The 21,237-nt window shown below is 69.8% G+C and carries 19 protein-coding genes; 13 read left to right on the plus strand and 6 right to left on the minus strand.

All coding sequences use genetic code 11. The features are described 5' to 3' along the window. Nucleotides 1-54: 54 nt before the first annotated feature. Complete coding sequence (locus ACWELJ_RS11175) at nt 55-1,464, plus strand: amino acid permease (RefSeq protein WP_452366026.1); 1,410 nt, start codon at nt 55-57, stop codon at nt 1,462-1,464. A gap of 26 nt (nt 1,465-1,490) precedes the next feature. Next, complete coding sequence (hutH, locus tag ACWELJ_RS11180) at nt 1,491-3,077, plus strand: histidine ammonia-lyase (RefSeq protein ID WP_452366027.1); 1,587 nt, start codon at nt 1,491-1,493, stop codon at nt 3,075-3,077. A 61-nt stretch (nt 3,078-3,138) separates the two neighbouring features. Here the strand turns inward: hutH and ACWELJ_RS11185 are convergent, their stop codons facing one another. Beyond that, a complete protein-coding gene (locus ACWELJ_RS11185; RefSeq protein ID WP_452366028.1) occupies nt 3,139-3,756 on the minus strand; it encodes an LppP/LprE family lipoprotein in 618 nt (205 codons plus the stop codon). An 85-nt stretch (nt 3,757-3,841) separates the two neighbouring features. Here ACWELJ_RS11185 and ACWELJ_RS11190 point away from each other — a divergent pair, with 85 nt between their 5' ends. The 4 genes from ACWELJ_RS11190 (at nt 3,842) to ACWELJ_RS11205 (ending at nt 10,853) form a co-directional block, all read left to right on the plus strand. Continuing rightward, on the plus strand, nt 3,842-4,333 hold the full coding sequence (locus ACWELJ_RS11190; RefSeq protein WP_452366029.1) for an Lrp/AsnC family transcriptional regulator: 492 nt from the start codon (nt 3,842-3,844) through the stop codon (nt 4,331-4,333). Nucleotides 4,334-4,526: 193 nt separating this feature from the next. Further along, nucleotides 4,527-8,021 carry an indolepyruvate ferredoxin oxidoreductase family protein gene (locus tag ACWELJ_RS11195; RefSeq protein ID WP_452366030.1) on the plus strand — a complete coding sequence of 1,165 codons (3,495 nt, stop codon included), beginning with the start codon at nt 4,527-4,529 and terminating at the stop codon, nt 8,019-8,021. A 216-nt stretch (nt 8,022-8,237) separates the two neighbouring features. After that, nucleotides 8,238-9,308, plus strand: coding sequence for a Glu/Leu/Phe/Val dehydrogenase dimerization domain-containing protein (locus tag ACWELJ_RS11200; protein ID WP_452366059.1), 1,071 nt, complete (start codon nt 8,238-8,240; stop codon nt 9,306-9,308). Between the two features lie 36 nt (nt 9,309-9,344). Continuing rightward, nucleotides 9,345-10,853: an amino acid permease gene (locus ACWELJ_RS11205; RefSeq protein WP_452366031.1), complete on the plus strand. Its 1,509-nt coding sequence runs from the start codon at nt 9,345-9,347 to the stop codon at nt 10,851-10,853. A 71-nt stretch (nt 10,854-10,924) separates the two neighbouring features. On the opposite strand, the gene ACWELJ_RS11210 is transcribed toward ACWELJ_RS11205, so the two are convergent. The 3 genes from ACWELJ_RS11210 to ACWELJ_RS11220 all read right to left on the minus strand — a co-directional run bounded on the left by ACWELJ_RS11210 (nt 10,925) and on the right by ACWELJ_RS11220 (nt 12,880). Further along, nucleotides 10,925-11,332: a MerR family transcriptional regulator gene (locus ACWELJ_RS11210; protein WP_452366032.1), complete on the minus strand. Its 408-nt coding sequence runs from the start codon at nt 11,330-11,332 to the stop codon at nt 10,925-10,927. After that, nucleotides 11,319-12,536 (minus strand): MFS transporter, encoded by a 1,218-nt coding sequence (locus ACWELJ_RS11215; protein WP_452366033.1) that lies wholly within the window; start codon nt 12,534-12,536, stop codon nt 11,319-11,321. The genes ACWELJ_RS11210 and ACWELJ_RS11215 overlap by 14 nt, the downstream gene beginning before the upstream one ends. Before the next feature lie 155 nt (nt 12,537-12,691). Beyond that, the gene (locus ACWELJ_RS11220) at nt 12,692-12,880 is read right to left on the minus strand and encodes a YegP family protein (RefSeq protein ID WP_452366034.1); all 189 of its coding nucleotides are present in this window, start codon (nt 12,878-12,880) and stop codon (nt 12,692-12,694) included. A 149-nt stretch (nt 12,881-13,029) separates the two neighbouring features. On the opposite strand from ACWELJ_RS11220, the gene ACWELJ_RS11225 reads away from it, so the two are divergent. Both ACWELJ_RS11225 and ACWELJ_RS11230 read left to right on the plus strand, forming a co-directional pair. Beyond that, nucleotides 13,030-13,884: a thioesterase family protein gene (locus tag ACWELJ_RS11225; protein WP_452366035.1), complete on the plus strand. Its 855-nt coding sequence runs from the start codon at nt 13,030-13,032 to the stop codon at nt 13,882-13,884. A 36-nt stretch (nt 13,885-13,920) separates the two neighbouring features. Beyond that, nucleotides 13,921-14,874 (plus strand): LysR substrate-binding domain-containing protein, encoded by a 954-nt coding sequence (locus ACWELJ_RS11230; protein WP_452366036.1) that lies wholly within the window; start codon nt 13,921-13,923, stop codon nt 14,872-14,874. Here the strand turns inward: ACWELJ_RS11230 and ACWELJ_RS11235 are convergent. After that, nucleotides 14,823-15,728, minus strand: coding sequence for a serine hydrolase (locus tag ACWELJ_RS11235; protein WP_452366037.1), 906 nt, complete (start codon nt 15,726-15,728; stop codon nt 14,823-14,825). The two genes, ACWELJ_RS11230 and ACWELJ_RS11235, sit on opposite strands and share 52 nt — an antisense overlap. Before the next feature lie 154 nt (nt 15,729-15,882). Here ACWELJ_RS11235 and ACWELJ_RS11240 point away from each other — a divergent pair, with 154 nt between their 5' ends. Both ACWELJ_RS11240 and bla read left to right on the plus strand, forming a co-directional pair. Then, nucleotides 15,883-17,661: a penicillin-binding transpeptidase domain-containing protein gene (locus tag ACWELJ_RS11240; protein WP_452366038.1), complete on the plus strand. Its 1,779-nt coding sequence runs from the start codon at nt 15,883-15,885 to the stop codon at nt 17,659-17,661. 46 nt (nt 17,662-17,707) lie between these two features. Further along, nucleotides 17,708-18,616, plus strand: a complete 909-nt coding sequence (gene bla, locus ACWELJ_RS11245) for a class A beta-lactamase (protein ID WP_452366039.1) — start codon at nt 17,708-17,710, stop codon at nt 18,614-18,616. A 25-nt stretch (nt 18,617-18,641) separates the two neighbouring features. On the opposite strand, the gene ACWELJ_RS11250 is transcribed toward bla, so the two are convergent. Beyond that, on the minus strand, nt 18,642-19,070 hold the full coding sequence (locus ACWELJ_RS11250; RefSeq protein WP_452366040.1) for a helix-turn-helix domain-containing protein: 429 nt from the start codon (nt 19,068-19,070) through the stop codon (nt 18,642-18,644). Nucleotides 19,071-19,154: 84 nt separating this feature from the next. Here ACWELJ_RS11250 and ACWELJ_RS11255 point away from each other — a divergent pair, with 84 nt between their 5' ends. The 3 genes from ACWELJ_RS11255 (at nt 19,155) to ACWELJ_RS11265 (ending at nt 21,232) form a co-directional block, all read left to right on the plus strand. Continuing rightward, on the plus strand, nt 19,155-19,994 hold the full coding sequence (locus ACWELJ_RS11255; RefSeq protein ID WP_452366041.1) for a class I SAM-dependent methyltransferase: 840 nt from the start codon (nt 19,155-19,157) through the stop codon (nt 19,992-19,994). 40 nt (nt 19,995-20,034) lie between these two features. Beyond that, nucleotides 20,035-20,682, plus strand: coding sequence for a cyclase family protein (locus ACWELJ_RS11260; RefSeq protein WP_452366042.1), 648 nt, complete (start codon nt 20,035-20,037; stop codon nt 20,680-20,682). A gap of 115 nt (nt 20,683-20,797) precedes the next feature. Then, nucleotides 20,798-21,232, plus strand: a complete 435-nt coding sequence (locus ACWELJ_RS11265; protein ID WP_452366043.1) for a hypothetical protein — start codon at nt 20,798-20,800, stop codon at nt 21,230-21,232. Nucleotides 21,233-21,237 lie beyond the last annotated feature (5 nt).

A 21,237-nucleotide genomic window follows, 5' to 3' on the forward strand; every position in this document is an offset into this window, starting at 1 on the left:
CGCACTCACAATCCCTGTCGAACTGCGTCGTGAACAACCCAGGGAGTCCGATCCGTGAAAGACATCTCCTCGACCCTGACCCGGGGTCTCACCGCCCGCCACATCCGATTCATCGCACTCGGATCCGCGATCGGCACCGGCCTGTTCTACGGCTCGGCCGAGGCGATCAAGCAGGCCGGACCGTCGGTCCTGCTCGCCTACCTGATCGGCGGCGCGGTCATCTTCATCGTGCTGCGGGCGCTGGGCGAAATGGCGGTCCGCAACCCGGTGTCCGGGTCGTTCGGCGAGTACGCCAGCCAGCACATCGGCCCGCTGGCCGGGTTCCTCACCGGCTGGACCTACGTGTTCGAGATGGTCATCGTGCTGCTCGCCGACACCACCGCCTTCGGCGTCTACATGGGGTTCTGGTACCCCGATGTGCCCCGGTGGATCTGGGTGCTGGCGATCGTCTTCTTCATCGGCGCGATCAACCTGCTCAACGTCAAGGTCTTCGGTGAACTCGAATTCTGGTTCAGCCTGGTCAAGGTGGTCGCCATCATCGCCATGATCGCGGGCGGGATCGCGGTTCTCATCTGGGGATTCGGCATCCACGACACCAGCACCGGCCTGTCCAACCTGAACGCCGGCGGCGGCTTCTTCGCCAACGGGATCGGCGGCTTCCTCGGCTGCTTCGCGATCGTCATGTTCGCCTTCGGCGGTTCGGAGATCATCGGCGTCACCGCCGGCGAGGCCGAGAACCCCGAGCGCACCATCCCGCGCGCGATCAACACCGTGCCCGTCCGCATCATCCTGTTCTACGTCCTCACCCTGGCCGTGATCATGGCCGTCACGCCGTGGAACGAGATCGGCGACGAGGGCAGCCCGTTCGTGCAGATCTTCAACAGCCTGGGCCTGGGCTCGGCGGCGACCGTGCTGAACATCGTGGTGATCACCGCCGCGCTCTCGGCCATCAACAGCAATATCTTCGGCGCGGGCCGGATGATGTACGGCATGGCCCTGCGCGGGCAGGCCCCCGCGGTGATGCGGCGGGTCTCCAGCAACGGCGTGCCGTGGATGACCGTCGTCATCATGGTGTCGGCCCTGCTGGTCGGCGTGGTGCTCAACTACCTGATCCCGGACCGGGTCTTCGTGGTCATCGCCTCGATCGCCACCTTCGCCACGGTCTTCGTGTGGCTGATGATCCTGCTGTCGCACTTCCGCTCCCGCAAGCAGATGACCGCGGCCGAGGCCGCGAATCTGAAGTTCCCGGTGCCGTTCTGGCCCTACCTGCCGATCGCCGCGATCGCGGGCCTGGCCTTCGTCATCATCCTGCTCGCCTTCGACGCCGACACCCGGGTGGCGCTGGTCGTCGGAGCCGTCTGGCTGGTCCTGCTCACCGCCGCCTTCCGGCTGTGGGTGCGGCCCGCTACCCAACCCGTTCCGGTGGCCCTCGCGGACCCGGCTCCGGAAATCGCCCTGCCCTGAACAAGATTCGATAGGACTACATCACGATGAGCGCGAACACTCTCCGACTCTCCGAGGAAAACACCGCAGCCTCCGACGCCGAAGTCGTCGTCGGCGTCGGCGCCCTCAGCCCCGAGGACGTGGTCCGGGTCGCCCGCGGCAATGCCACGGTGCGGCTGTCGGAGGACGCGCTCACCGTGATCGCGGCCAGCCGCACCCGCATCGAGGCGCTGGCCGCGGACCCGAAGCCGGTCTACGGCGTGTCCACCGGCTTCGGCGCCCTGGCCACCCGCCACATTCCGCTGGAGCTGCGAACCCAGTTGCAGCGCAGCCTGGTTCGCTCGCACGCGGCCGGGTCGGGCGCCGAGGTCGAGCGTGAGGTGATCCGGGCGCTCATGCTGCTGCGGCTGTCCACGCTGGCGACCGGCCGCACCGGCGTGCGTGTGGAGGTCGCGCAGGCGTACGCCGCGCTGCTGTCGGCGGGGATCACCCCGGTCGTGCACGAGTACGGCAGCCTCGGCTGTTCCGGCGACCTGGCCCCGCTGTCACACGTCGCCCTCGCGGTGATGGGCGAGGGCATGGTCCGCGACGCGGAGGGCACGCTCATGCCCGCCGCGCAGGCGCTGGCCGCGGCCGGTCTCGAGCCGATGGTCTTCGCCGAGAAGGAGGGCCTGGCGCTGATCAACGGCACCGACGGCATGCTCGGCATGCTGGTGCTGGCCTGCCACGACCTGCGCCGGCTGCTGCGCCTGGCCGACGTGACCGCGTCGATGAGCGTCGAGGGCCTGATGGGCACCGACAAGGTGTTCGCCGCCGACCTGCAGGCGCTGCGCCCGCAGCCGGGCCAGGCGGTCGCCGCCTCGAATATGGTTCGGCTGCTGCGGGATTCGGGCATCGTGGCCAGCCACGCCACCCCCGACTGCACGGTGGTGCAGGACGCGTACTCGCTGCGCTGCGCCCCGCAGGTCGCCGGCGGCGCCCGCGACACCCTCGCGCACGCCGAGATGATCGCCTCCTACGAATTGGCCAGCGCCGTCGACAATCCGGTGGTCACCCTCGACGGGCGGGTGGAGTCCAACGGCAACTTCCACGGCGCGCCGGTCGCCTATGTGCTCGACTTCCTGGCCATCGTGGTGGCCGACGTGGCCAGCATCAGCGAACGCCGCACCGACCGCTTCCTGGACAAGGCCCGCAACCACGGCCTGCCGCCGTTCCTGGCCGACGATCCCGGCGTGGACAGCGGCCACATGATCGCCCAGTACACCCAGGCCGCGATCGTCTCCGAGCTCAAGCGCCTGGCCGCGCCCGCCAGCGTGGATTCGATCCCGTCCTCGGCCATGCAGGAGGACCACGTGTCCATGGGCTGGTCGGCGGCCCGCAAACTGCGCCGCGCCATCGACGGCCTGACCCGGGTGCTGGCCATCGAGGCCCTCACCGCGGCCCGCGCCCTGGATCTGCGCGCGCCGCTGGAGCCGTCGCCCGCGACCGCCGCGGTCCGCGACCGCATTCGCGAATCGGTGCAGGGCCCGGGCCCGGACCGCTACCTGGCTCCGGAGATCGAGGCCGTGGTGCGCCTCGCGGCCTCGGGTGAGCTGCTGGCGGGCGCCGAATCGGTGGTCGGCCCGCTGGCCTGATCCCGCGATACCGCGGAGGCCCGGAACCTGGTGGTTCCGGGCCTCTTTCGCGCACACCGGGTCAGGCGTGCGGCGGGAACTGGCCGTCCGCTTTCACGGTGGTGCCGTTGAGCGTGAAGGTGACGACGCTGGGACCGCCCTGCGGGCAGCACATGGGATCGCTGTTGTCGAGCCAGCGGTAGGTCAGCGAGAGCGAGTTCCGCGTCTTGCCGGTGACCTGGGTGTACATGTACGGGTCGGCGGTGGCGGTGCCCAGATACGTGCCGCCGGTGAAGAACAGCACGTGCGTGTACGGGTGATTGGTATTGGAGTTCACCATCATCCACGACAGCACGCCGTCACAGCCCGAGGCGAGCGCGGCATCGCTCGCCTGGCCGGTCTGCCACCCGCCGACCGGCGGCGGGTTCAGCTTGGCGATGGCGGCGCGCGCCAGGTCGGAGTTGATGTCGAAGCACAGTCCGTGCCCGCTCCCCGCGGGCGCGCCACCCTGTTGCCGCGGCGCGGCCCCGCCCGAGGTCGTCGCGGGGCTCCCGGGCGAGGCCGGAGTGCCCGCACTCGTCGCCACCGGAGCCGCGCCGCTGGTCGTCACCGGCCCCGTCGACGATCCCGGATCGCACGCGGTGGTCACCGCCACCACGGCGGCCGCCATCGCGATCAGCGCCGCTGTCCTGGTCTGCATGAGTCCTCCCCGAGCACCTGTCACGCCCTCATCATCGGCCGCGTGAGCAGCGGCGTTATCGAGAACCGCTGTGCGAGAATGCGGCATGAGCATCAAGATCGACGCCCTCGACTCCGCACTGCTCAAAGCATTGGCGGCCGATCCCCGGGTGCCGATCCTGGAGTTGGCGCAGCGGCTGGGCATCGCGCGGAACACCGTGCAGGCGCGGATGAAACGGCTCGAGGCGGCCGGGGTGGTGCGGGGATATCCGCCGGACGTGGATCTCGAGGCCATCGGCTTCGCGGTGCACGCGTTCCTGGGCATCGAACTGGATCAGAACAGGATGAACGACATCGTCGAGGCGTTGCGGGCGTTCCCGAACGTGCTCGAGGTGCACGCCACCACCGGGCGCGGGGATCTGCTGGTGCGGGTGGCGGCGCGGTCGCAGCCGGATCTGCTGGGCGTCATCCAGCGCGTGCACGCCATCGAGGGGGTCAAGCACACCGAGACCATGCTGGCCCTGGCGACGCCGATCGAATACCGGTCGCTGCCGCTCGTCGAGCACCTCACCAGTCATCCCGGCCCCGACGCACCCTGACCGGCCGAACAGCGCCCGACTGACCAGAATGCTGCGCACCTCACAGTGTTCCAGATCACTTTTGAGCAGTCTGATCAACTTTTCACGCGACTGTTGACACAGATCACACATCACGGCAGATTTCGCAGCACCGATCGCTTGGTCCCTTCGTTGCGGCTCACAATCTGGGCCGTGGAGAGTGTGGTGACTGTTCATGACCGACGTTGCCTGCGCGCCTGCACCACAGGCCGAACCGGCTACGCCCTACGATCTCGCCGACCGCTACCGGTCGGGTGCGGGTCCGGTCCTTCTCACCGGTGTGCAGGCCATCGCCCGCCTGCTGGTGGAACAGCATGTCCGCGATATGCGCGCCGGTCACCGGGTCGCGACCTTCGTGTCCGGGTACCAGGGCAGCCCGCTGGGCGGGGTCGACAAGATGCTGCTGGGCATGCCGACCGTGCTGACCGAACACGACATCGCCTTCGTGCCCGGCTTCAACGAGGAGCTCGCGGCCACCGCGGTGTGGGGTAGCCAGGCCGATCTGCCCGCCGGGACGCCGACCCACGACGGCGTGGTCGGCGTCTGGTACGGCAAGGGGCCGGGCGTGGACCGGGCCACCGACGCCATCCGGCACGCCAATATGTACGGGGTGAATCCGCGCGGCGGCGTGCTGCTGCTGGTCGGTGACGACCCGGCCTCGAAGTCCTCGACCGTGCCCGCGGTGAGCGAGCGGTCGCTGGCCGCGATGGGCGTGCCGGTGCTGTTCCCGCGCAATGCCCGCGAGATCATCACCATGGGCATACAGGGGATCGCGCTGTCGCGGGCCTCGGGCTGCGTCGTGGCGCTGAAGATCGTGGCCGATGTCGCCGACGGGGCGTGGACGGTGGACGGCTCGGTCGCGAACCTGACCATCGCCGTGCCCGAAGTGCAGTGGGAGGGAAAGACTTTCGCCTACCGGCAGCGGCCGATGGCGGCGCCGGCCGACAGCGTGCTCGCCGAGGCCGATCTGTACGGGCCGCGCTGGGCGACCGTGCGCGCCTTCGGGACCGCCAATGACCTCGATGTCATCGAGGTCGATCCGGTCCACGCGCGGATCGGGATCGCGGCCACCGGCACCACCTTCGACGCGGTCCGGCAGGGCCTGCACGATCTCGGCGTCGACGAGGCGGCCATGCACCGGGCGGGGATCCGCCTGCTGCGCATCGGCATGCCGTATCCCGTCGGCGCGCAGCGGGTCACCGAATTCGCGCGCGGCCTGGAACAGATCATCGTGGTGGAGGACAAGACCGCCTTCGTCGAGACCCAGATCCGCGAGATCCTGTACGGCGGCACCGATGCCCCGCGCATCCTCGGCAAGCTGGACGGGAACGGGCTGCCGCTCATGCCGTTCGACGGCGAGCTCACCGCGGGCCGTCTGCTCGGCCCGCTGCGCCGGGTGCTGCGCGAGCACGTCGAGCTGAAGAAGGCCCCGCCCCCGGCGCTGTCGCTGGAGGTGCTGTCCGCCAAGCGCACCCCGTACTTCTGCAGCGGCTGCCCGCACAACCGCTCCACCGCCATCCCCGCGGGTTCCATCGGCGGCGGCGGCATCGGCTGCCACACCCTGGTCACCCTGTCCGGGCGCGGCGACAGCGCGGTCACCGGCCTCACCCAGATGGGCGGCGAGGGCAGCCAGTGGATCGGGCAGGCCCCGTTCACCGATGTGCCGCACCTGTTCCAGAACATCGGCGACGGGACGTTCTTCCACTCCGGGCAGCTGGCGGTGCAGGCGTGCGTGGCGGCGGGGGTGAACATCACCTACAAGCTGCTCTACAACGAGGTCGTCGCCATGACCGGCGCGCAGGACGTGGAGGGGCAGCTCTCGGTCGCGCAGCTGACCCACAAGCTGACCACCGAGGGCGTGAAGCAGATCATCATCTGCGCCGATGATCCCAAGCGGCACAACAAGAAGGCGCTCGCCAAGGGCACCCTGCTGTGGCATCGCGACCGGCTCGACGAGGCGCAGAAGACGCTGCGCGAGATCAAGGGCGTCACGGTTCTCATCTACGACCAGCACTGCGCGGCCGATGCCCGCCGGCAGCGCAAGCGCGGCACCCTGCCGGTCCGCAACACCCGTGTGGTGATCAACGAGGCCGTGTGCGAGGGCTGCGGCGACTGCGGCACCAAGTCGAACTGCCTGTCGGTGCAGCCGGTGGAGACCGAGTTCGGGCGCAAGACCCGGATCGATCAGACCTCGTGCAATACCGACTACAGCTGCCTGGACGGGGACTGCCCATCGTTCGTGACCGTGGAACTGCGTCCGGATGCCAAGGGCGGCAAGGGTTCCCAGCGAGTCCGTGGGCTGCGTCGCAAGCCGGCCGAACCGCCGCAGGTGACGGACCCGGGTCTCGGCGCACCGCTGGGCACGCAGAACGTGCTCATCGCGGGCATCGGCGGCACCGGCATCGTGACGGTCAACCAGGTGCTGGCCACGGCCGCGCTGCGGGCCGGGTACGCGGTGGAGAGCCTGGATCAGATCGGGTTGAGCCAGAAGGCCGGGCCGGTGCTGTCGCATCTGCGGTTCTCCGCGACGGAATTGGAGCCGTCGAACCGGCTCACCCCGGGCAGCGCGGACTGCATCATGGCCATCGACCTGCTGACCGCCGCCGACCCGAAGAACCTGGCGTACGGCAACCCGAACGGCACTGTCGTGGTGGCCTCGACCAGCCAGACCCCGACCGGCGACATGGTCTACGACAAGTCGGTCGCCTACCCGGAGACCGGTCCGCTGCTGGATCGGCTGGCGGCGGTGTCGGATTCGCAGGTCGGCTTCGACGCCCTGGGCGCGGCGCAACACCTGTTCGGCACTACCGCCGCCGCCAACTTCCTGATGGTCGGCGCGGCCTTCCAGACCGGCGGTCTGCGGCTGCCCGCCGCGGCGATCGAGGAGGCGATCGGCATCAACGGTATCGCGGTGCCGGCCAATATCGCGGCGTTCCGCTGGGGCCGGGTGGCCATCGCGGATCCGGCCGCGTTCGCGGCGGCCACCGATTCCGGTGCGGCCCAGCGCGTTCCGCGGGTCGTTCCCGCCGAACTGCTGGCGGGCACCGGCTTCGACGGCGAGGTCCGGCGGCTGGTGGAGCTGCGCGCCGGCGAACTGATCGGCTATCAGAACATCAAGGTCGCGCGCCGCTACATCGACACCGTGCAGGCCGCCTGGACCGCCGAGCGCGCGATCACCGAGCGCACCGATTTCAGCGCGGCCGTGGCGCGCGGGCTGTACAAGTTCACCGCCTACAAGGACGAGTACGAGGTCGCCCGCCTGCTGGTCGATCCCGCCTTCCTCGACGAGGTCAAGGCGCAGGTCCCCGGCGGCGAGAACCTCACCTACAAGCTGCACCCGCCGGTGCTGCGGGCGCTGGGCCGCACGAAGAAGATCGGCCTCGCCCCGAAATCCCATGTGGCCCTGAAGCTGCTCGCCAAGGGCAAGGCGCTGCGCGGGACCAAGCTCGACCCCTTCGGCTACGCCCACGTCCGCAAGGTGGAACGGGAACTGCTGTCCCACTACACCGAGATGGTGCACCGCCTCGCCACCGGTCTCACCGCCGACGGGTACGTCACCGCCGTCGAGGCGGCAGCCCTGCCGGATGTCGTCCGCGGCTACGAGGACGTCAAGCTCGGCAACGTCGAGCTCTACCGCGCGCGCCTGCGCGAACTCGGCCTCGACGGCTGACCCGGCGCTGCCCGCCGCCAATTCCACACCAGCCCAGAGCAATACGGCGACGATCAGCGACCGTCGCCCGCCCTCGGCGATCTCCGACCACCCTATGGCGTGGGATCGCCACGGCCCGCGCCCACCGGACGCGACCGCCGAACCCCGGCCGCCCACCACGCGGCCCCACCGAGCCGCCACGAGCGGCGACCACGAAAGGAATCGACCGTGACCGCAATGCACACCGACGCAGGGGTTTTCGGCCGCTCGCACGAACTGAGCGCCCGGCGACACGAGCAGGTGGTGTTCTGCGAGGACGACCGCAGCGGGCTCAAGGCGATCATCGCGATTCACTCGACCAGGCTGGGCCCGGCGCTCGGCGGCACCCGGATGTACCCGTACGCCTCCGAGGCGGCCGCGCTGGACGACGTGCTGCGACTGTCGTGGGGCATGACCTACAAGGCCGCGGCCTCCGGGGTGGATCTGGGCGGCGGCAAGGCCGTCATCATCGGCGATCCCGCGACCGACAAGAGCGAGGAGCTGTTCGCCGCCTACGCGCGGTTCGTGGAATCCCTGGGCGGGCGCTACATCACGGCGGGCGACGTGGGCACCGATACCGATGACCTGGACGCGATCGGCCGCTACACCAGCCATGTGACCGGCCGCAGCGTCGCGGCGGGCGGCTCCGGCGACAGCGCCCGGCTCACCGCCCTGGGCGTGTTCAACGCCATGCGCGCCGGAGCCGAATCTGTATGGGGCGCACCGACTCTTTCCGGCCGGACGGTGGGCGTCGAGGGCGTCGGCAAGGTGGGCGGCGAATTGATCCGGCTGCTACTGGCCGACGGCGCGGAGGTTTGCGCGACCGACGTGAACACCGCTGCCCTGGAACGTCTTTCGACCGAACACCCGTCGGTTCGACTGTTGAGCAGTGTCGCCACCGCTCCGGTCGATGTCTACGCCCCCTGCGCGCTCGGCGGCACGCTCACCGTGTCCAGTGCCGAGGCCATCGAGGCGAAACTCGTCTGCGGGGCGGCCAACAACCAGTTGGCCACGCCCGCGGTGGAATACGCCCTGAACGAGCGCGGCATCACCTGGGTCCCGGATTTCGTGGCCAATGCCGGTGGGCTGGTTCAGGTGGCCGGTGAGCTGCGGCACGCGGCGCCGGCCGAGGTCGAAGAAGCGGTGAGGGGCATCTTCGGCCGTTGCCGCGACATCATCGCGGAATCCCAGGCCGAGGGCATCGGCACCGGTGCGGCGGCGAACAGGTTCGCGGAGCGGCGGCTCGACGCCATCCCGCGAGTTCGCTGAGCGCGGCACCGAAACTCTTCGGAAAGGAGACGAACAGTGGCGTTCGCGAGCGGAGTGTTCCGCACGAAATCGGTCGAGCAATCGATTCGGGATACCGATGAACCGGATTCCAAACTGCGCAAGGATCTGACCGCGCGGGATCTGACCATCTTCGGTGTCGCCGTGGTCATCGGGGCGGGCATCTTCACGCTCACCGCCCGCACCGCGGGCCAGGTGGCGGGGCCGTCGGTCTCGCTGGCCTTCGTGTTCGCGGCCATCGCGTGCGGGCTGACGGCGTTGTGCTACGCCGAATTCGCCTCGACCGTGCCGGTGGCGGGCAGTGCGTACACGTTCGCGTACGCCACTTTCGGCGAGGTCATCGCCTGGATCATCGGCTGGGACCTGATCCTGGAGTTCGCGCTCGCGGTGTCGGTGGTCGCCAAGGGGTGGTCGCAGTATCTCGGCGAGGTGCTGCACGGGCTGGTGAGCCCGGTCGCGCATATCGGGTCGATCAGCTTCGACTGGGGCGCGGTGGTGATCATCGCCGTGGTGGGCACGCTGCTGGCGACCGGCACCAAGCTGTCGTCGCGGGTGTCGGCGGTGGCGGTGGCCATCAAGCTGGCCGTGATCGCGTTGGTACTGGTGGTCGGGGCGACCTACTTCAAGGCGTCCAATCTGACCCCCTATATTCCCCCGGCCCAGCCGTCGGAGCAGGCGGGCGGCGTGCACCAGTCGCTGTTCTCCTTCCTGACCGGTTCCGGCGGAACCAGTTTCGGCTGGTACGGCCTGCTGGCAGCGGCCTCGCTGGTGTTCTTCGCGTTCGTCGGCTTCGACGTGGTGGCCACCACCGCCGAGGAGACCCGCAACCCGCAGCGCGACGTCCCGCGCGGCATCTTCGCCTCCCTGGCCATCGTGACCGTGCTCTACGTGGCGGTCTCGCTGATCCTCACCGGTATGGTCCCCTACACCGAGCTGGCGAGCGGAAACGCCACCCTGGCAACCGCTTTCGCCATCCACGGTGCGACCTGGGTGAAGAACATCATCTCGATCGGCGCGCTGGCGGGCCTGTCCACCGTCGTCATGGTCATGTTCCTGGGCCAGACCCGGGTGCTGTTCGCCATGGCCCGCGACGGCCTGCTCCCGCGCGGTCTGGCCCATACCGGCAAGCACGGCACCCCGGTCCGGCTGACCGTCCTGGTCGGCGTCATCTGCGCCCTGCTGGCCGGTTTCGTCGACTTCGGGACCCTCGAGGAAATGGTCAATATCGGCACCCTGGTGGCCTTCGTCCTGGTCTCCCTGGGCGTCCCGATCCTGCGCCGCACCCGCCCCGACCTGAAGCGCGGCTTCCGCGTCCCCCTGGTCCCCCTCATCCCCATCCTGGCCGCCCTGGCCTGCCTGTGGCTGATGCTGAACCTGTCCATCGAAACCTGGCTCCGCTTCGTCATCTGGATGGCCCTCGGCATCGTCATCTACTTCGCCTACAGCCGCTCCCATTCGGTCCTCGGCCGACAGAAAGCCCCTGCCGCGGAAGCCATCCCGGCCAGGGAACCGGACCCCGTCCCCTGACGCCACAACGAGCTACGGGCCCTCCGCCGTCCAGGCGAGGGCCCGTCGTCTCGACCGGCCGCACGAGATCCCTACTGCAATCCCGCGATCCGGTTCCCGCTGACCACTCGCAGGTTGCCCGGGGGCGGCCCGAGCTCCGAAAAGCTCGCCGAGCGCAATTCGAGCAGTAGCGACTTCGCCTGCGCGAGCAGCGCCTGCTGCCGTTCGATCCGCGCGATATGCTCGTCGAAGCGCCGCTGGGCGTGCTCACAGCGTGACTGGGCCAGATTGTCCACACAGGGCAGCACCGCGACGATATCGGTGATGTCGAGCCCGACCTGCAGGAGCAGCTTGATCTTCGCCACCTGCTCGACCGCGCCGGCATCGAAATCGCGGTACCCATTACCGCTGCGCCGCGACGTCAGCAGGCCGACCGATTCGTAGTGCCGGATGGACCGCGCGCTCGCCCCCGACCGTTCCGCCAGTTCACCGATGTGCACCGCCAGCCTCCTCCATCGTCACGCCGCCATCGTCGAACGTCGATGCCGTGACGCGACGGCGCTGACGGTCGGCGGCCAGATAGCAGGTCAGCGACAGCACCAATAGCGAGACGACCACCACCGCGATGCCATGGAATCCGGAAAAGCGGGTGATCAAGATGCCGCCGATGACCCCACCGATGGTAGTGCCGAGGTACATCGTCGAATTCGCCAGCGCCGACACCGTTCCGCGCGCAGTGGTGGTCAGCGCCTGCATGGTCGCCATGAACACCGGGAACACGAATCCGCCGATCAGGAAGATCACGCACAGGAGTGCCACCGCCACACCGATGGTCGGCGCGAAGGGCAGCGCCGTGTACAACCCGACGAGCGCGATGATCGCGACCCGGCGCGATTTCTCCGGTCCCAGCCGGGCAGCCGTTCCCGAACCGAACAGCGAGCCGACGGCATTGGCCGCACCCAGCACCACAATGGCGAGCCCCACTCCGGTCACCGACAATCCGAAGTCGCCCGTGAACCACGTTCCGATGAACGAGAAGGCGGTGAAATTGCCGGTCTGGAACAGCAGATAGGCCAGGAAGAGCCAAGGCGCGGTCGGTGTCCTGATCAACGTCAGATAGGTGGCCCCGAGTCCTGCCGGCGATCCGACGCCCAGCCTGGGAACCTGCGGGAAGTGTCGCCATACGACGCCCGTCAGGACCAGCGACAACACGGCGACCACGAGGAACGGCGAATGCCACGTCCAGCCGGCGAGGAAACTACCGATCGGCACGCCGATCATCTGCGCGACGGAAAGTCCCGCCGTCGCATATCCCATGGTGCGCAGGATGTTCGGTGGCGGCACCAGCACCGGGATCGACGCCCAGATCTGCGGAGTCACGAACGCCGCGGCGACTCCGGTGGCCAACCGCAGGGCCACCATGGCCCAGAACGTCGGCGCGAAAGCACAGGCGCCGGTAAGGATGGCAAACGCCGCCAGTCCGGAAACCAGGACGGTTCGGCGATCGAGCCGGTCTGAGATCGGCCCGGCGATCAGTGCCGGCACGGCGTACCCCACGGCATACGCGGACACCATCCAGCCCGACCGCGCGGGATCGTTGCCGTAGGCGTGGGTGAGTGTGGGCAGTAGTGGCGCCACCAGGAAAGTATCGGTTCCGACAGCGAGCACGACCAGGAACGACAACCACGAAACACGCTGAGTCATAAGCGATTTCCCCTCCATGCATCCAATGGGGGATGCACGCGACCGATGCTAGGACTTGACATCGATGTCAGGTCAACCCTGGAAACAACTCCGCGCGGCGAAACACGGAGGCCCCGCCGCGGAATCGCCTGCGGCGGGGCCTCGGTCGGGTCGGATTACTTGGAGTCGGTGAGGTCGGCGATCGCCGCGCCGGCGGCGTTGGTCTGGACCGAGGCGATGCCCTTCTTCGCCGCGTCCTTGCTCGCGTACGCCTGGCTCTGCGCGATAACCTCGCCGTTGCCGGCCTTGAGCCGCCACCGGAACTTGTCGGCCGCATCCGCGAACAGCTCGAACTTGCCTGACATGACTACCTCGTTCCACGCCGGGAAAGGTGCATCTGACATGCATCAGGGTATGGGTAGCGAAGCCGAACGGCGGGAATGGACATGCGGGGGTTTGTCGTACACCGTCTAATGGGTCGGACGTGGGCTGATACGTTGACGGGGTGACCCGAATGCAGGATGCGACAGCGGCAGATCAGGCGGCCTCGGGGGACGAGGCCGGGACCAGGGCGTACTTCCTCGCGCTGGAGTCCCAGCGCGACGGATACGAGCGTTACCGGGCCACCGCGTCCACGGTGAGCGTATGGGCGGCAACCATGCAGCACGGCGCGCCGCCCTCGGCGCTGCTGGCCCGCACGGTGGAACGGTGCGCGCCCCGGGAGGGCACGCGGATCGCGCGGCTGACCATGGAGATCCTCGGCCCGATCCCGGTGGGAGAGATCGAGGTTCGCGCCTGGATCGAGCGCCCGGGCAAGCGGGTCGAGCTGGTGGCGGCCGAGCTGGTCGCGCCGCAGCCCGACGGCAGTGCTCGCGTGGTCGCCAAGGCCGCGGCCTGGCGGATCGCCACCTCGGACACCTCCCGGGTGGTGCACACCGCCGATGCCCCGCTGCCGCCGGTGCCCGACGAGGGCGAGGTCAGCTGGGGCCTGCCCGCGGGCTGGGATGTCGGCTACGTGAAATCGGTGGATCTGCGCGGAGTGGACAGCGACGACATCACCCGGCGGGTGTGGGTCAAGCCCCGCGTCGAGGTGGTCGAGGGCGAGGAGATCTCGCCCCTGGTGCGCGTGTTCTCGGTCGCGGATGTCGCCAATGGCGTTGGCGCGCGGCTGGATCCGCGGCACTTCACCTTCCTCAACACCGACCTGACCATCGACCTGTTCCGGCTGCCGGTCGGCGAGTGGATCGGACTGGCCGTCGAGACCTCGATCGGCCCCGACGGGGTCGGCCTGTGCTCGACCGTGCTGCACGACGAACAGGGCCCGATCGGGCGCTGCCTGCAGATCCTCGAGGTGCGCGCCCGGGCCTGACCACCCGGCGATAAGGAAACCTATATCGTCGACCGGATGGACCCGCTGCGTCAGCTGCGCTACTTCATCGCCGTCGCCGAGGAGTTGCACTTCGGTCGCGCGGCCGAGCGGCTGCACATCGCCCAGCCCGCGCTGAGCCAGCGCATCCGCAAACTGGAGAGCGAACTCGGCGCGCGGCTGCTCGACCGCGACAGCCGCCGCGTGGAGCTCACCGAGGCCGGGCAGATCCTGCTGGTCGAGGCGCGCGACCTGATCGCCCGCTGGGAACGCGCGAAATCGCTGGTCGACAAGGCCCATCGCGGCGAGGTCGACGCACTGCGAGTCGGCGTGCCGCCCGAACTGGCCGGCCGGGTGCTGGCCGCCATGCTGACCGCGTTCGAGAACCGCCAGGTGCGGGTGGACCTGCAGGAGCTGACCACCGCCGAACAGGTCCGCCTGCTGGGCGAGCGGGAACTGGACGCGGGCCTGCTGCAATATCCGGCGGAGACGCCCGGCCTCGAATCCGGCCCGGCCGTGGAGACCCCGCTCGGCGTGGTGCTGCCCCGGGATTCCCCGCTCGCCCAGCGGACTTCACTGACCCTGGCCGACCTGAGCGGGCACGGCCTGGTGATCTTCCCGCGCGCCGCCGCCCCCGGCCTCTACGACGCCACCCTGCGCACCTGCTGGGAGCACGGCTTCCACCCCGCCTCGGTGCAGCACGCGGTCAATCCGGAGTTCGTGCTCGGCATGGTGCTGTCGGGCCGCGGCGTCGCCTTCGACACCGGTCTGGTGGCGCAGAAGGAGCCGCGGGTGGTGTGGCGGCCACTGCCGGAGGGCACGCTGAGCTGGCGGCTCGCCCTGACCTGGCCCGCCGCCGCCCCGCATCCGCTGGTGCGGGAGTTCGCCGAGCTCATCGTGGCGGTGGTGCGGGGCGACGGCCCGTCGCCCCCGGCGCCGCTTCAGGACGCGCCGCGGCGCCGGCCGTGGGACGTGGTCGCGGGCAGGCAGTGATCGATGCGTTCGATGGCCGTCAGCGCGGCCGTCCCGATCGCGCGGTCCACCACGGGCTGCCGCCCGGCCAGACTGTGTGACACCGTGAAAACCGCTACGGCGTAACGGCTTCCGTCCGGGTACTCCACCACCCCGACCTCGTTGCGGATGCCCGGCAACGTCCCGGTCTTGGACCAGATGTCGGTCTCGGGGCCGAACGCCGACGGCAGCCGATGCCCGTACACCTGCTGGCGCATGAGATCCCGCACGAACCCGCACGCCTCGGGCGGGCCCGCCAGGTCGCGGGCGATGAGCGTCAGCATGCGCGTCATGTCCCGGGCGGTCCCGGCGGTGGTGCGCAGCGGATCCACCGCGCGACTGCCGAACACCTCCTCGGGGCTGGATTCCGGATAGCGCCGGGCGAATTCGAGCAGGTCACGCGCGCCGATATCCTCGGCCATCAGGTACAGGATGTCGCGGATCGACCCCATCACGCGGGTGTCGGCGAGCCCGAGTTCGCGGACCAGGGAGCGCACATTGTCGACGCCGACCCGGTCGAACAGCAGGTCGGCGGCGGTGTTGTCGCTGACGGTGAGCGCGAAATAGGCGGCGTCACGCAGGCTGTACTCGACATCGTCGTGGCAGCCCGCCGACCCCACCCCGCCCAGCCGGTCCGCGGCCGTGGCGCGCACCCGGTCGGCGGGATCGAGCTGCCCGGCCGCGACCTGCCGCGCGAACTCCAGCACCAGCGGCACCTTCACCACCGAGGACAGCACCACCGGTTCGTCGGCGGCCCAGCCGAATTCGCCGTCACAGTCCAGACAGCGGGCGTGCACCCGGCCCGCGACGCCGGCCGCCCCGAAGATCGCTTCCACTCCCCCAGCATTCCCGGTGCCCGGATCGGGCCGTCAACCGCCCGCGACCGACCGCTCCCGTGGGCATTGCGCTGCGACGATAACGAAACACTTATCGGTTCTCACCCGTGTTGGTCTTGGACAGCGGGTGGTGATCCGTGTTGGGGTGGCTGTCATGGCAGCTTTCAGCAGGAGGGCACGCACCGGCGTCTGTGTCGCGGCCGTGCTGGTGGCGGCGACCGCGTGCTCCGGGTCGGATTCCACATCCGGATTGTCCAAGACCGTCGATGCCTTCGCCGACGCGCTGACCCGCGACGACGTCCCGGCCGCGGCGACCGCCACCAGCGACCCCGCCGCCGCCTCGACCACCCTGGGGACGCTGTACGACAACCTCGGCAAACAGGTGCGCTTCGAGGCGAGCAAGGTCGAGAAGACCGATGACAGCGGCACCTTCACCCTCTCCGCCACCTGGAAGCTGGGCAAGGACGGCAAGAACGAGTGGACCTACACCACCGCGGGCCGCGCCGAACGCTCCGGCGGTGACTGGAAGATCCACTGGGACCCGGCCACCGTCGCGCCGGGCCTGAACATCGGCCCGCTGTCCTACGCCGTCGCCTACCCCGATCCGGCCCGGATCCTCGACAGCACCGGCGGCCCGCTGCTCACCCAGCAGGTGGTGACACTGGTGAACGTCGCGCCCGGCGCGGACCTCGAGGCCGTCGCGGCGGCCCTGCGGCCGGTCGCGCCCGACATCACGGCCGAGAGCCTGCGATCGGACCTGACCGCGGCGCAGGGGAAGCCGGTCACCGCGGTCATCCTCCGCGAATCCGATTACGCCACCGTGCAATCCGCGCTCACCACACTCGCGAACGTGACGACCGCGCAGCAGACCCGGCTCCTGGCCGTCGACAAGGCCCTGTCCTCGCCGACCTTCTCCGGCCTGTCGGATCTGTGGCAGCAGCAAGCCGACGCCGCCGCCGGGTGGGCGGTCCGCGCCCAGGGCGGCGACGGCACCCAGCGGGTCGGCGGCCCGGATCCCAAGCCGGTCACCGATATTCGCACCACCCTCGACGTCGGCCTGCAACGCGCGGCCGAGGCGGCGCTGGCGCCGATCACCACCCCGGCGGCCATCGTCGCGCTGCGGCCCGCCACCGGTGACGTGCTGGCCATGGCGCAGAACGCGCCCGCGGACGCGCAGGGCCCGATCGGGTTGACCGGGCTGTATCCGCCGGGCTCCACCTTCAAGACCGTCACCGTGTCGGCCGCCCTCCAGGCCGGTCAGGTCACCCCGGACGCCACCGTCGCCTGCCCCGGCAGGGAGAACATCGAGGGCCGGGAGATCCCCAACGACAACAACTTCGACCTCGGCCAGGTGCCGCTGCACACCGCCTTCGCGCGGTCCTGCAACACCACCATGGGACGGCTGGCGGTACAGCTGCCGCCGGACGGGTTGACCAATGCCGCCGCGCAGCTCGGACTCGGCATCGACTATGTGACACCGGGATTGACCACCGTCACCGGCAAGGTGCCCACCGCCGACACGCCGGCGCTGCGGGTGGAGGAGGGCATCGGGCAGGGCACGGTGACCGCGTCGCCGTTCGGCATGGCGCTGCTGGCGGCATCCCTCGCGCACGGCTCGGTCACACCGCCGACGCTCGTGCAGGGTCATCCCGGTAAACCCGACCGGCAGCCCCCGGCGCTGCCGCCCGGCATCGCCGATCAGGTGAAATCCATGATGCGCGAGACGATCACCGGCGGCACCGCCACCGCGCTGCGCGATATTCCCGGCCTGCTCGGCAAGACCGGCACCGCCGAATACATCGACGACAAGCACGCGCACGGCTGGTTCGTCGGCATCGACGGAGATCTCGCCTTCGCCGTCTTCGTCAGCGACGCGGGCAGTTCCGACCCGGCCGTGCAGGCCGCGGGCCGCATGCTGCGCGCCCCGCGCTGACCAGCCACGACACTCCACACCGCTCGAACCGATTGAGAGGCTTGTTTTGCCGACCCTGAAATACCGCGCCCTGGCATCACTGCTCGTGCTCACGCCGCTGCTGGCCGCCTGCGGAACCGACTCGAAAGGCGAAGCCGCCCACGGCGAATCGCCGACCACGGCCGCGCCCGGCGACGCCGCCCTGCGAACCCTCGAGCAGCAGCACGGCGCGCGGGCCGGCGTCTTCGTGATCGACACCGGCACCGGCAAGACCGTCGGCTACCGGCAGGACGAACGCTTCACCTTCAATTCCACCTTCAAGGGCCTGGCCTGCGGCGCGCTGCTGCGTCAGCACCCCCTGGCCAGCGGATTCTTCGACCAGGTCATCCATTTCGGCGCGGACAAGGTGGTGACGGGCTCCCCGGTCACCAGCACCCGGGTGGACACGGGGATGACGGTGAGCGAACTCTGCGACGCCGCCATCACCCGCAGCGACAATACGGCGGGCAACCAGCTGCTCGAATTACTAGGCGGGCCAACGGGTTTGACCACATTCCTGCGATCGCTCGGCGACGACAAGACCCGCGGCGACCGCTGGGAACCCGAGCTCAACACCGACATCCCGGGCGACGAGCGCGACACCACCACCCCGGCCGCCCTGGCCAAGGACTACCAGCGGCTGGTGGTCGGCGATGTCCTGCCCGATCCCGAACGCCAACAGCTGACCGCGTGGCTGCTCGCCAACACCACCGGCGACGCCCGCATCCGCGCCGGACTGCCCGCGGGCTGGAAGACCGGCGACAAGACCGGTTCCGGCGATTACGGCACCGCCAATGACGCCGCCGTCACCTGGCCCGCCGACGGGTCCGCGCCACTGGTGATCGTGGTGCTCACCGCCAAACCGGACAAGGACGCGGCCTACGACAATCCGCTGGTGGCCGCGCTCGCGAAAAGAGCCGTGAGCGCGGTGCGCTGAGCGCGCGAAATGAGGTGTCACGCAATCATTTCGGACCGGCCATCGCATCGCCGACATCGATCTCGCCCCGTATCACGCCCAGCAGGATGCGCCGGAAGCTCGGGCATTCGGCGTGACTCGGGGCGGGGCAGGCGGCGGCGTGCCGCAGACCGTCGCGGACCGCGGTCAATCGCGTGATGGTGCGGTCCACTTCGTCGGCCTTGCCGGTGAGCAGGGCCCGGTCCACCCGCAGTTCACCCTGTGGGCCGAAGACCAGCACGATGTCGTCGAGGGAGAATCCGGCGGTGCGGCCCAGCGAGATGAGGGCCAGCTGCTCGAGCACCGAGCTGTCGAACTGGCGGCGCAGCCCGCGGCGGCCGGTGGAGGCGATCAGGCCGCGTTCCTCGTAGTAGCGCAGCGTCGATGCGGGCACGCCCGTTCGGCGCACCACTTCGGCGATATCCAGGCTGGTCATAGGGCTATCCTCGGACTTGACCTCAAGTCGGCTTGAATTGAGACAGTGTAGTTCTCCGCCCGTTCCCGATGAAGGACAGCGATCATGACGACACCGCTCGACAAGGACCAATCCGACCGCTGGGCCACCTCCGGCAATGCCTGGGTCGAGTTCCAGGACCTGATCGGCCAGGTGCTCCGGCCGCTCGAGGACGTGCTGGTCGAGACCGCGCGCGCCGACGGCGCGCGGCGAGTCCTGGACGTCGGCTGCGGCACCGGCGGCACCACCCTGGCCGTGGCCCGCGCGACGGGCGCGCGCTGCACCGGCGTCGATATCGCCGAGCCGATGCTCGAGGCGGCCCGCGCCAATGCCGAACGGGCGGGCCTGCCGGTGGATTTCGTCTGCGCCGACGCCCAATCCCATACCTTCGACCCCGCGGTCTACGATCTCGTCCTGTCCCGCTTCGGGGTGATGTTCTTCGCCGACCCGGTGGCCGCGTTCGCGAACTTGCGCCACGCCACCCGGCCCGGCGGCCGGCTGGCGTGTGTCGTGTGGCGCGACGCCGCCGAGAATCCGTTCTTCACCGCCGCGGAGGACGCGGCCGCACCGCTGCTCCCCGATCTCGGGCCCCGGATCCCCGGCGCCCCAGGGCAATTCGGGTTCGCCGACCGCGACCGGGTGGCCGGGATCCTGGCCGACGGCGGCTGGACCGATATCGACATCACCCCGATCGACGCCGAATGCGCGATGCCCGAATCCGCACTGACCGGATACGTCTCCCGATTGGGACCGGTTGGATTGGCCCTGCTCGAGGTGGACGATGACACCCGCGCGAAGGTCGTCGACGTGGTCCGCGCGGCCTTCGACCCCTTCGTGCGCGACGGCGAGGCCCGCTTCACCGCCGCCTGCTGGCTCTTGCGCGCCACCGCCCCCGAACACGGCTGAGTCCACCGACCGCCCGAAACCCATGGACAGGCAGGCGACCATGCGCATCCTCGACCTCTCGGTGCCGATCCGGTCCGGTATGCCGGTGTATCCGGGCGACCCCGAGGTGACGGTGCGGCCCGCGCTGACCGTGGCCGCCGATGGTGTCAATGTGCTGCATCTGGACATGGGATCGCAGACCGGCACCCATGTGGACGCGCCGCTGCACATCGACGACGCCCTGCCCGCCCTCGACGAGCTGCCGCTGGAACGGTTCACCGGACCGGCGGTGGTGGTGGACGCGCGGGCGGCCGGCGCGGGCGGGTCGATCGGGCGCGCATACTTCGAGGGGCGGGTGTCGGCGGGCGTGATCGTGCTCGTGGCGACCGGATGGTCGGAGCACTGGGGCACGCACGAGTACCTGAATCATCCGCATCTGACCGTGGCGGCCGCCGAGTACCTGGTCGCGGCCGGGGTGCGGACGGTCGGCATCGACGCGCTCAGTGTGGACCCGACCCCGGCCGAGGAGATTCCGGTGCATCGGATCCTGTGCGGGGCGCATGCCGTGATCGCGGAGAATCTGACCGGTCTGGCGGCGGTGCTGGCGGAACAGGAGGCCGGTCAGCGGGTGGAAGTGTCGCTGTTCCCCTTGCGGCTGTCCGGGGCGGACGGGGCTCCGGTGCGCGCGGTGGCGCGCGTCGGAATGTGAGAGAAACGTCAGTGTGTCGCATTTTGCGGCGCAGGTCACGCGATCTTCGTAGACTGCTCAGGACCATCTGGGGAGTCGGGGCCCCGACCACGCTCGATCCGAAGGATTTTCGCACGTGAACCGTTACGCCGTAACCACTTTGCTAGCCGTTGCGGCGCTCCTGCCCGCCGCGCCCGCCGCCATGGCGGAAATCGCCCTCGTCGACGCCACCACGACCACGCCGTCGACCACGTCGCCGACCACGACCACGCCGACCACGACGACGCCGGGCACCACCACGCCGGGCACCACGCCGGGCTGCACCGCGAACGCGGGCGTCGCGACGGCCACGACCACCACCCCCTGCCCCACCACCAAGGACCCCGCGCCGAACAGCCCGATCGAGTCCCTGGTCACCGGTTCCTCCGGCTTCAAGCTGGGCGGGGCGCTCGGGTCGTCGAACACCAACTCCGCCGAACCCGGCACCTGCACCGTCATGGGCACCGCCTCCGCGCTGTCCGGCCTGGCGGCCCTGGGCTGCAGCCCCGACGGTCCGGGCCAGATCGGCTGAGTCCG

The sequence above is a fragment of the Nocardia sp. NPDC004582 genome (assembly GCF_053602115.1).

Excerpts from the sequence above, each read along its gene's own strand:
- hutH (WP_452366027.1), top strand. The coding sequence starts at position 1,491 with ATGAGCGCGAACACTCTCCGACTCTCCGAGGAAAACACCGCAGCCTCC.
- ACWELJ_RS11185 (WP_452366028.1), bottom strand. The coding sequence starts at position 3,756 with ATGCAGACCAGGACAGCGGCGCTGATCGCGATGGCGGCCGCCGTGGTG.
- ACWELJ_RS11190 (WP_452366029.1), top strand. The coding sequence starts at position 3,842 with ATGAGCATCAAGATCGACGCCCTCGACTCCGCACTGCTCAAAGCATTG.
- ACWELJ_RS11195 (WP_452366030.1), top strand. The coding sequence starts at position 4,527 with ATGACCGACGTTGCCTGCGCGCCTGCACCACAGGCCGAACCGGCTACG.
- ACWELJ_RS11200 (WP_452366059.1), top strand. The coding sequence starts at position 8,238 with ATGCACACCGACGCAGGGGTTTTCGGCCGCTCGCACGAACTGAGCGCC.
- ACWELJ_RS11215 (WP_452366033.1), bottom strand. The coding sequence starts at position 12,536 with ATGACTCAGCGTGTTTCGTGGTTGTCGTTCCTGGTCGTGCTCGCTGTC.
- ACWELJ_RS11220 (WP_452366034.1), bottom strand. The coding sequence starts at position 12,880 with ATGTCAGGCAAGTTCGAGCTGTTCGCGGATGCGGCCGACAAGTTCCGG.
- ACWELJ_RS11225 (WP_452366035.1), top strand. The coding sequence starts at position 13,030 with ATGCAGGATGCGACAGCGGCAGATCAGGCGGCCTCGGGGGACGAGGCC.
- ACWELJ_RS11230 (WP_452366036.1), top strand. The coding sequence starts at position 13,921 with ATGGACCCGCTGCGTCAGCTGCGCTACTTCATCGCCGTCGCCGAGGAG.
- ACWELJ_RS11240 (WP_452366038.1), top strand. The coding sequence starts at position 15,883 with ATGGCAGCTTTCAGCAGGAGGGCACGCACCGGCGTCTGTGTCGCGGCC.
- ACWELJ_RS11250 (WP_452366040.1), bottom strand. The coding sequence starts at position 19,070 with ATGACCAGCCTGGATATCGCCGAAGTGGTGCGCCGAACGGGCGTGCCC.
- ACWELJ_RS11255 (WP_452366041.1), top strand. The coding sequence starts at position 19,155 with ATGACGACACCGCTCGACAAGGACCAATCCGACCGCTGGGCCACCTCC.
- ACWELJ_RS11260 (WP_452366042.1), top strand. The coding sequence starts at position 20,035 with ATGCGCATCCTCGACCTCTCGGTGCCGATCCGGTCCGGTATGCCGGTG.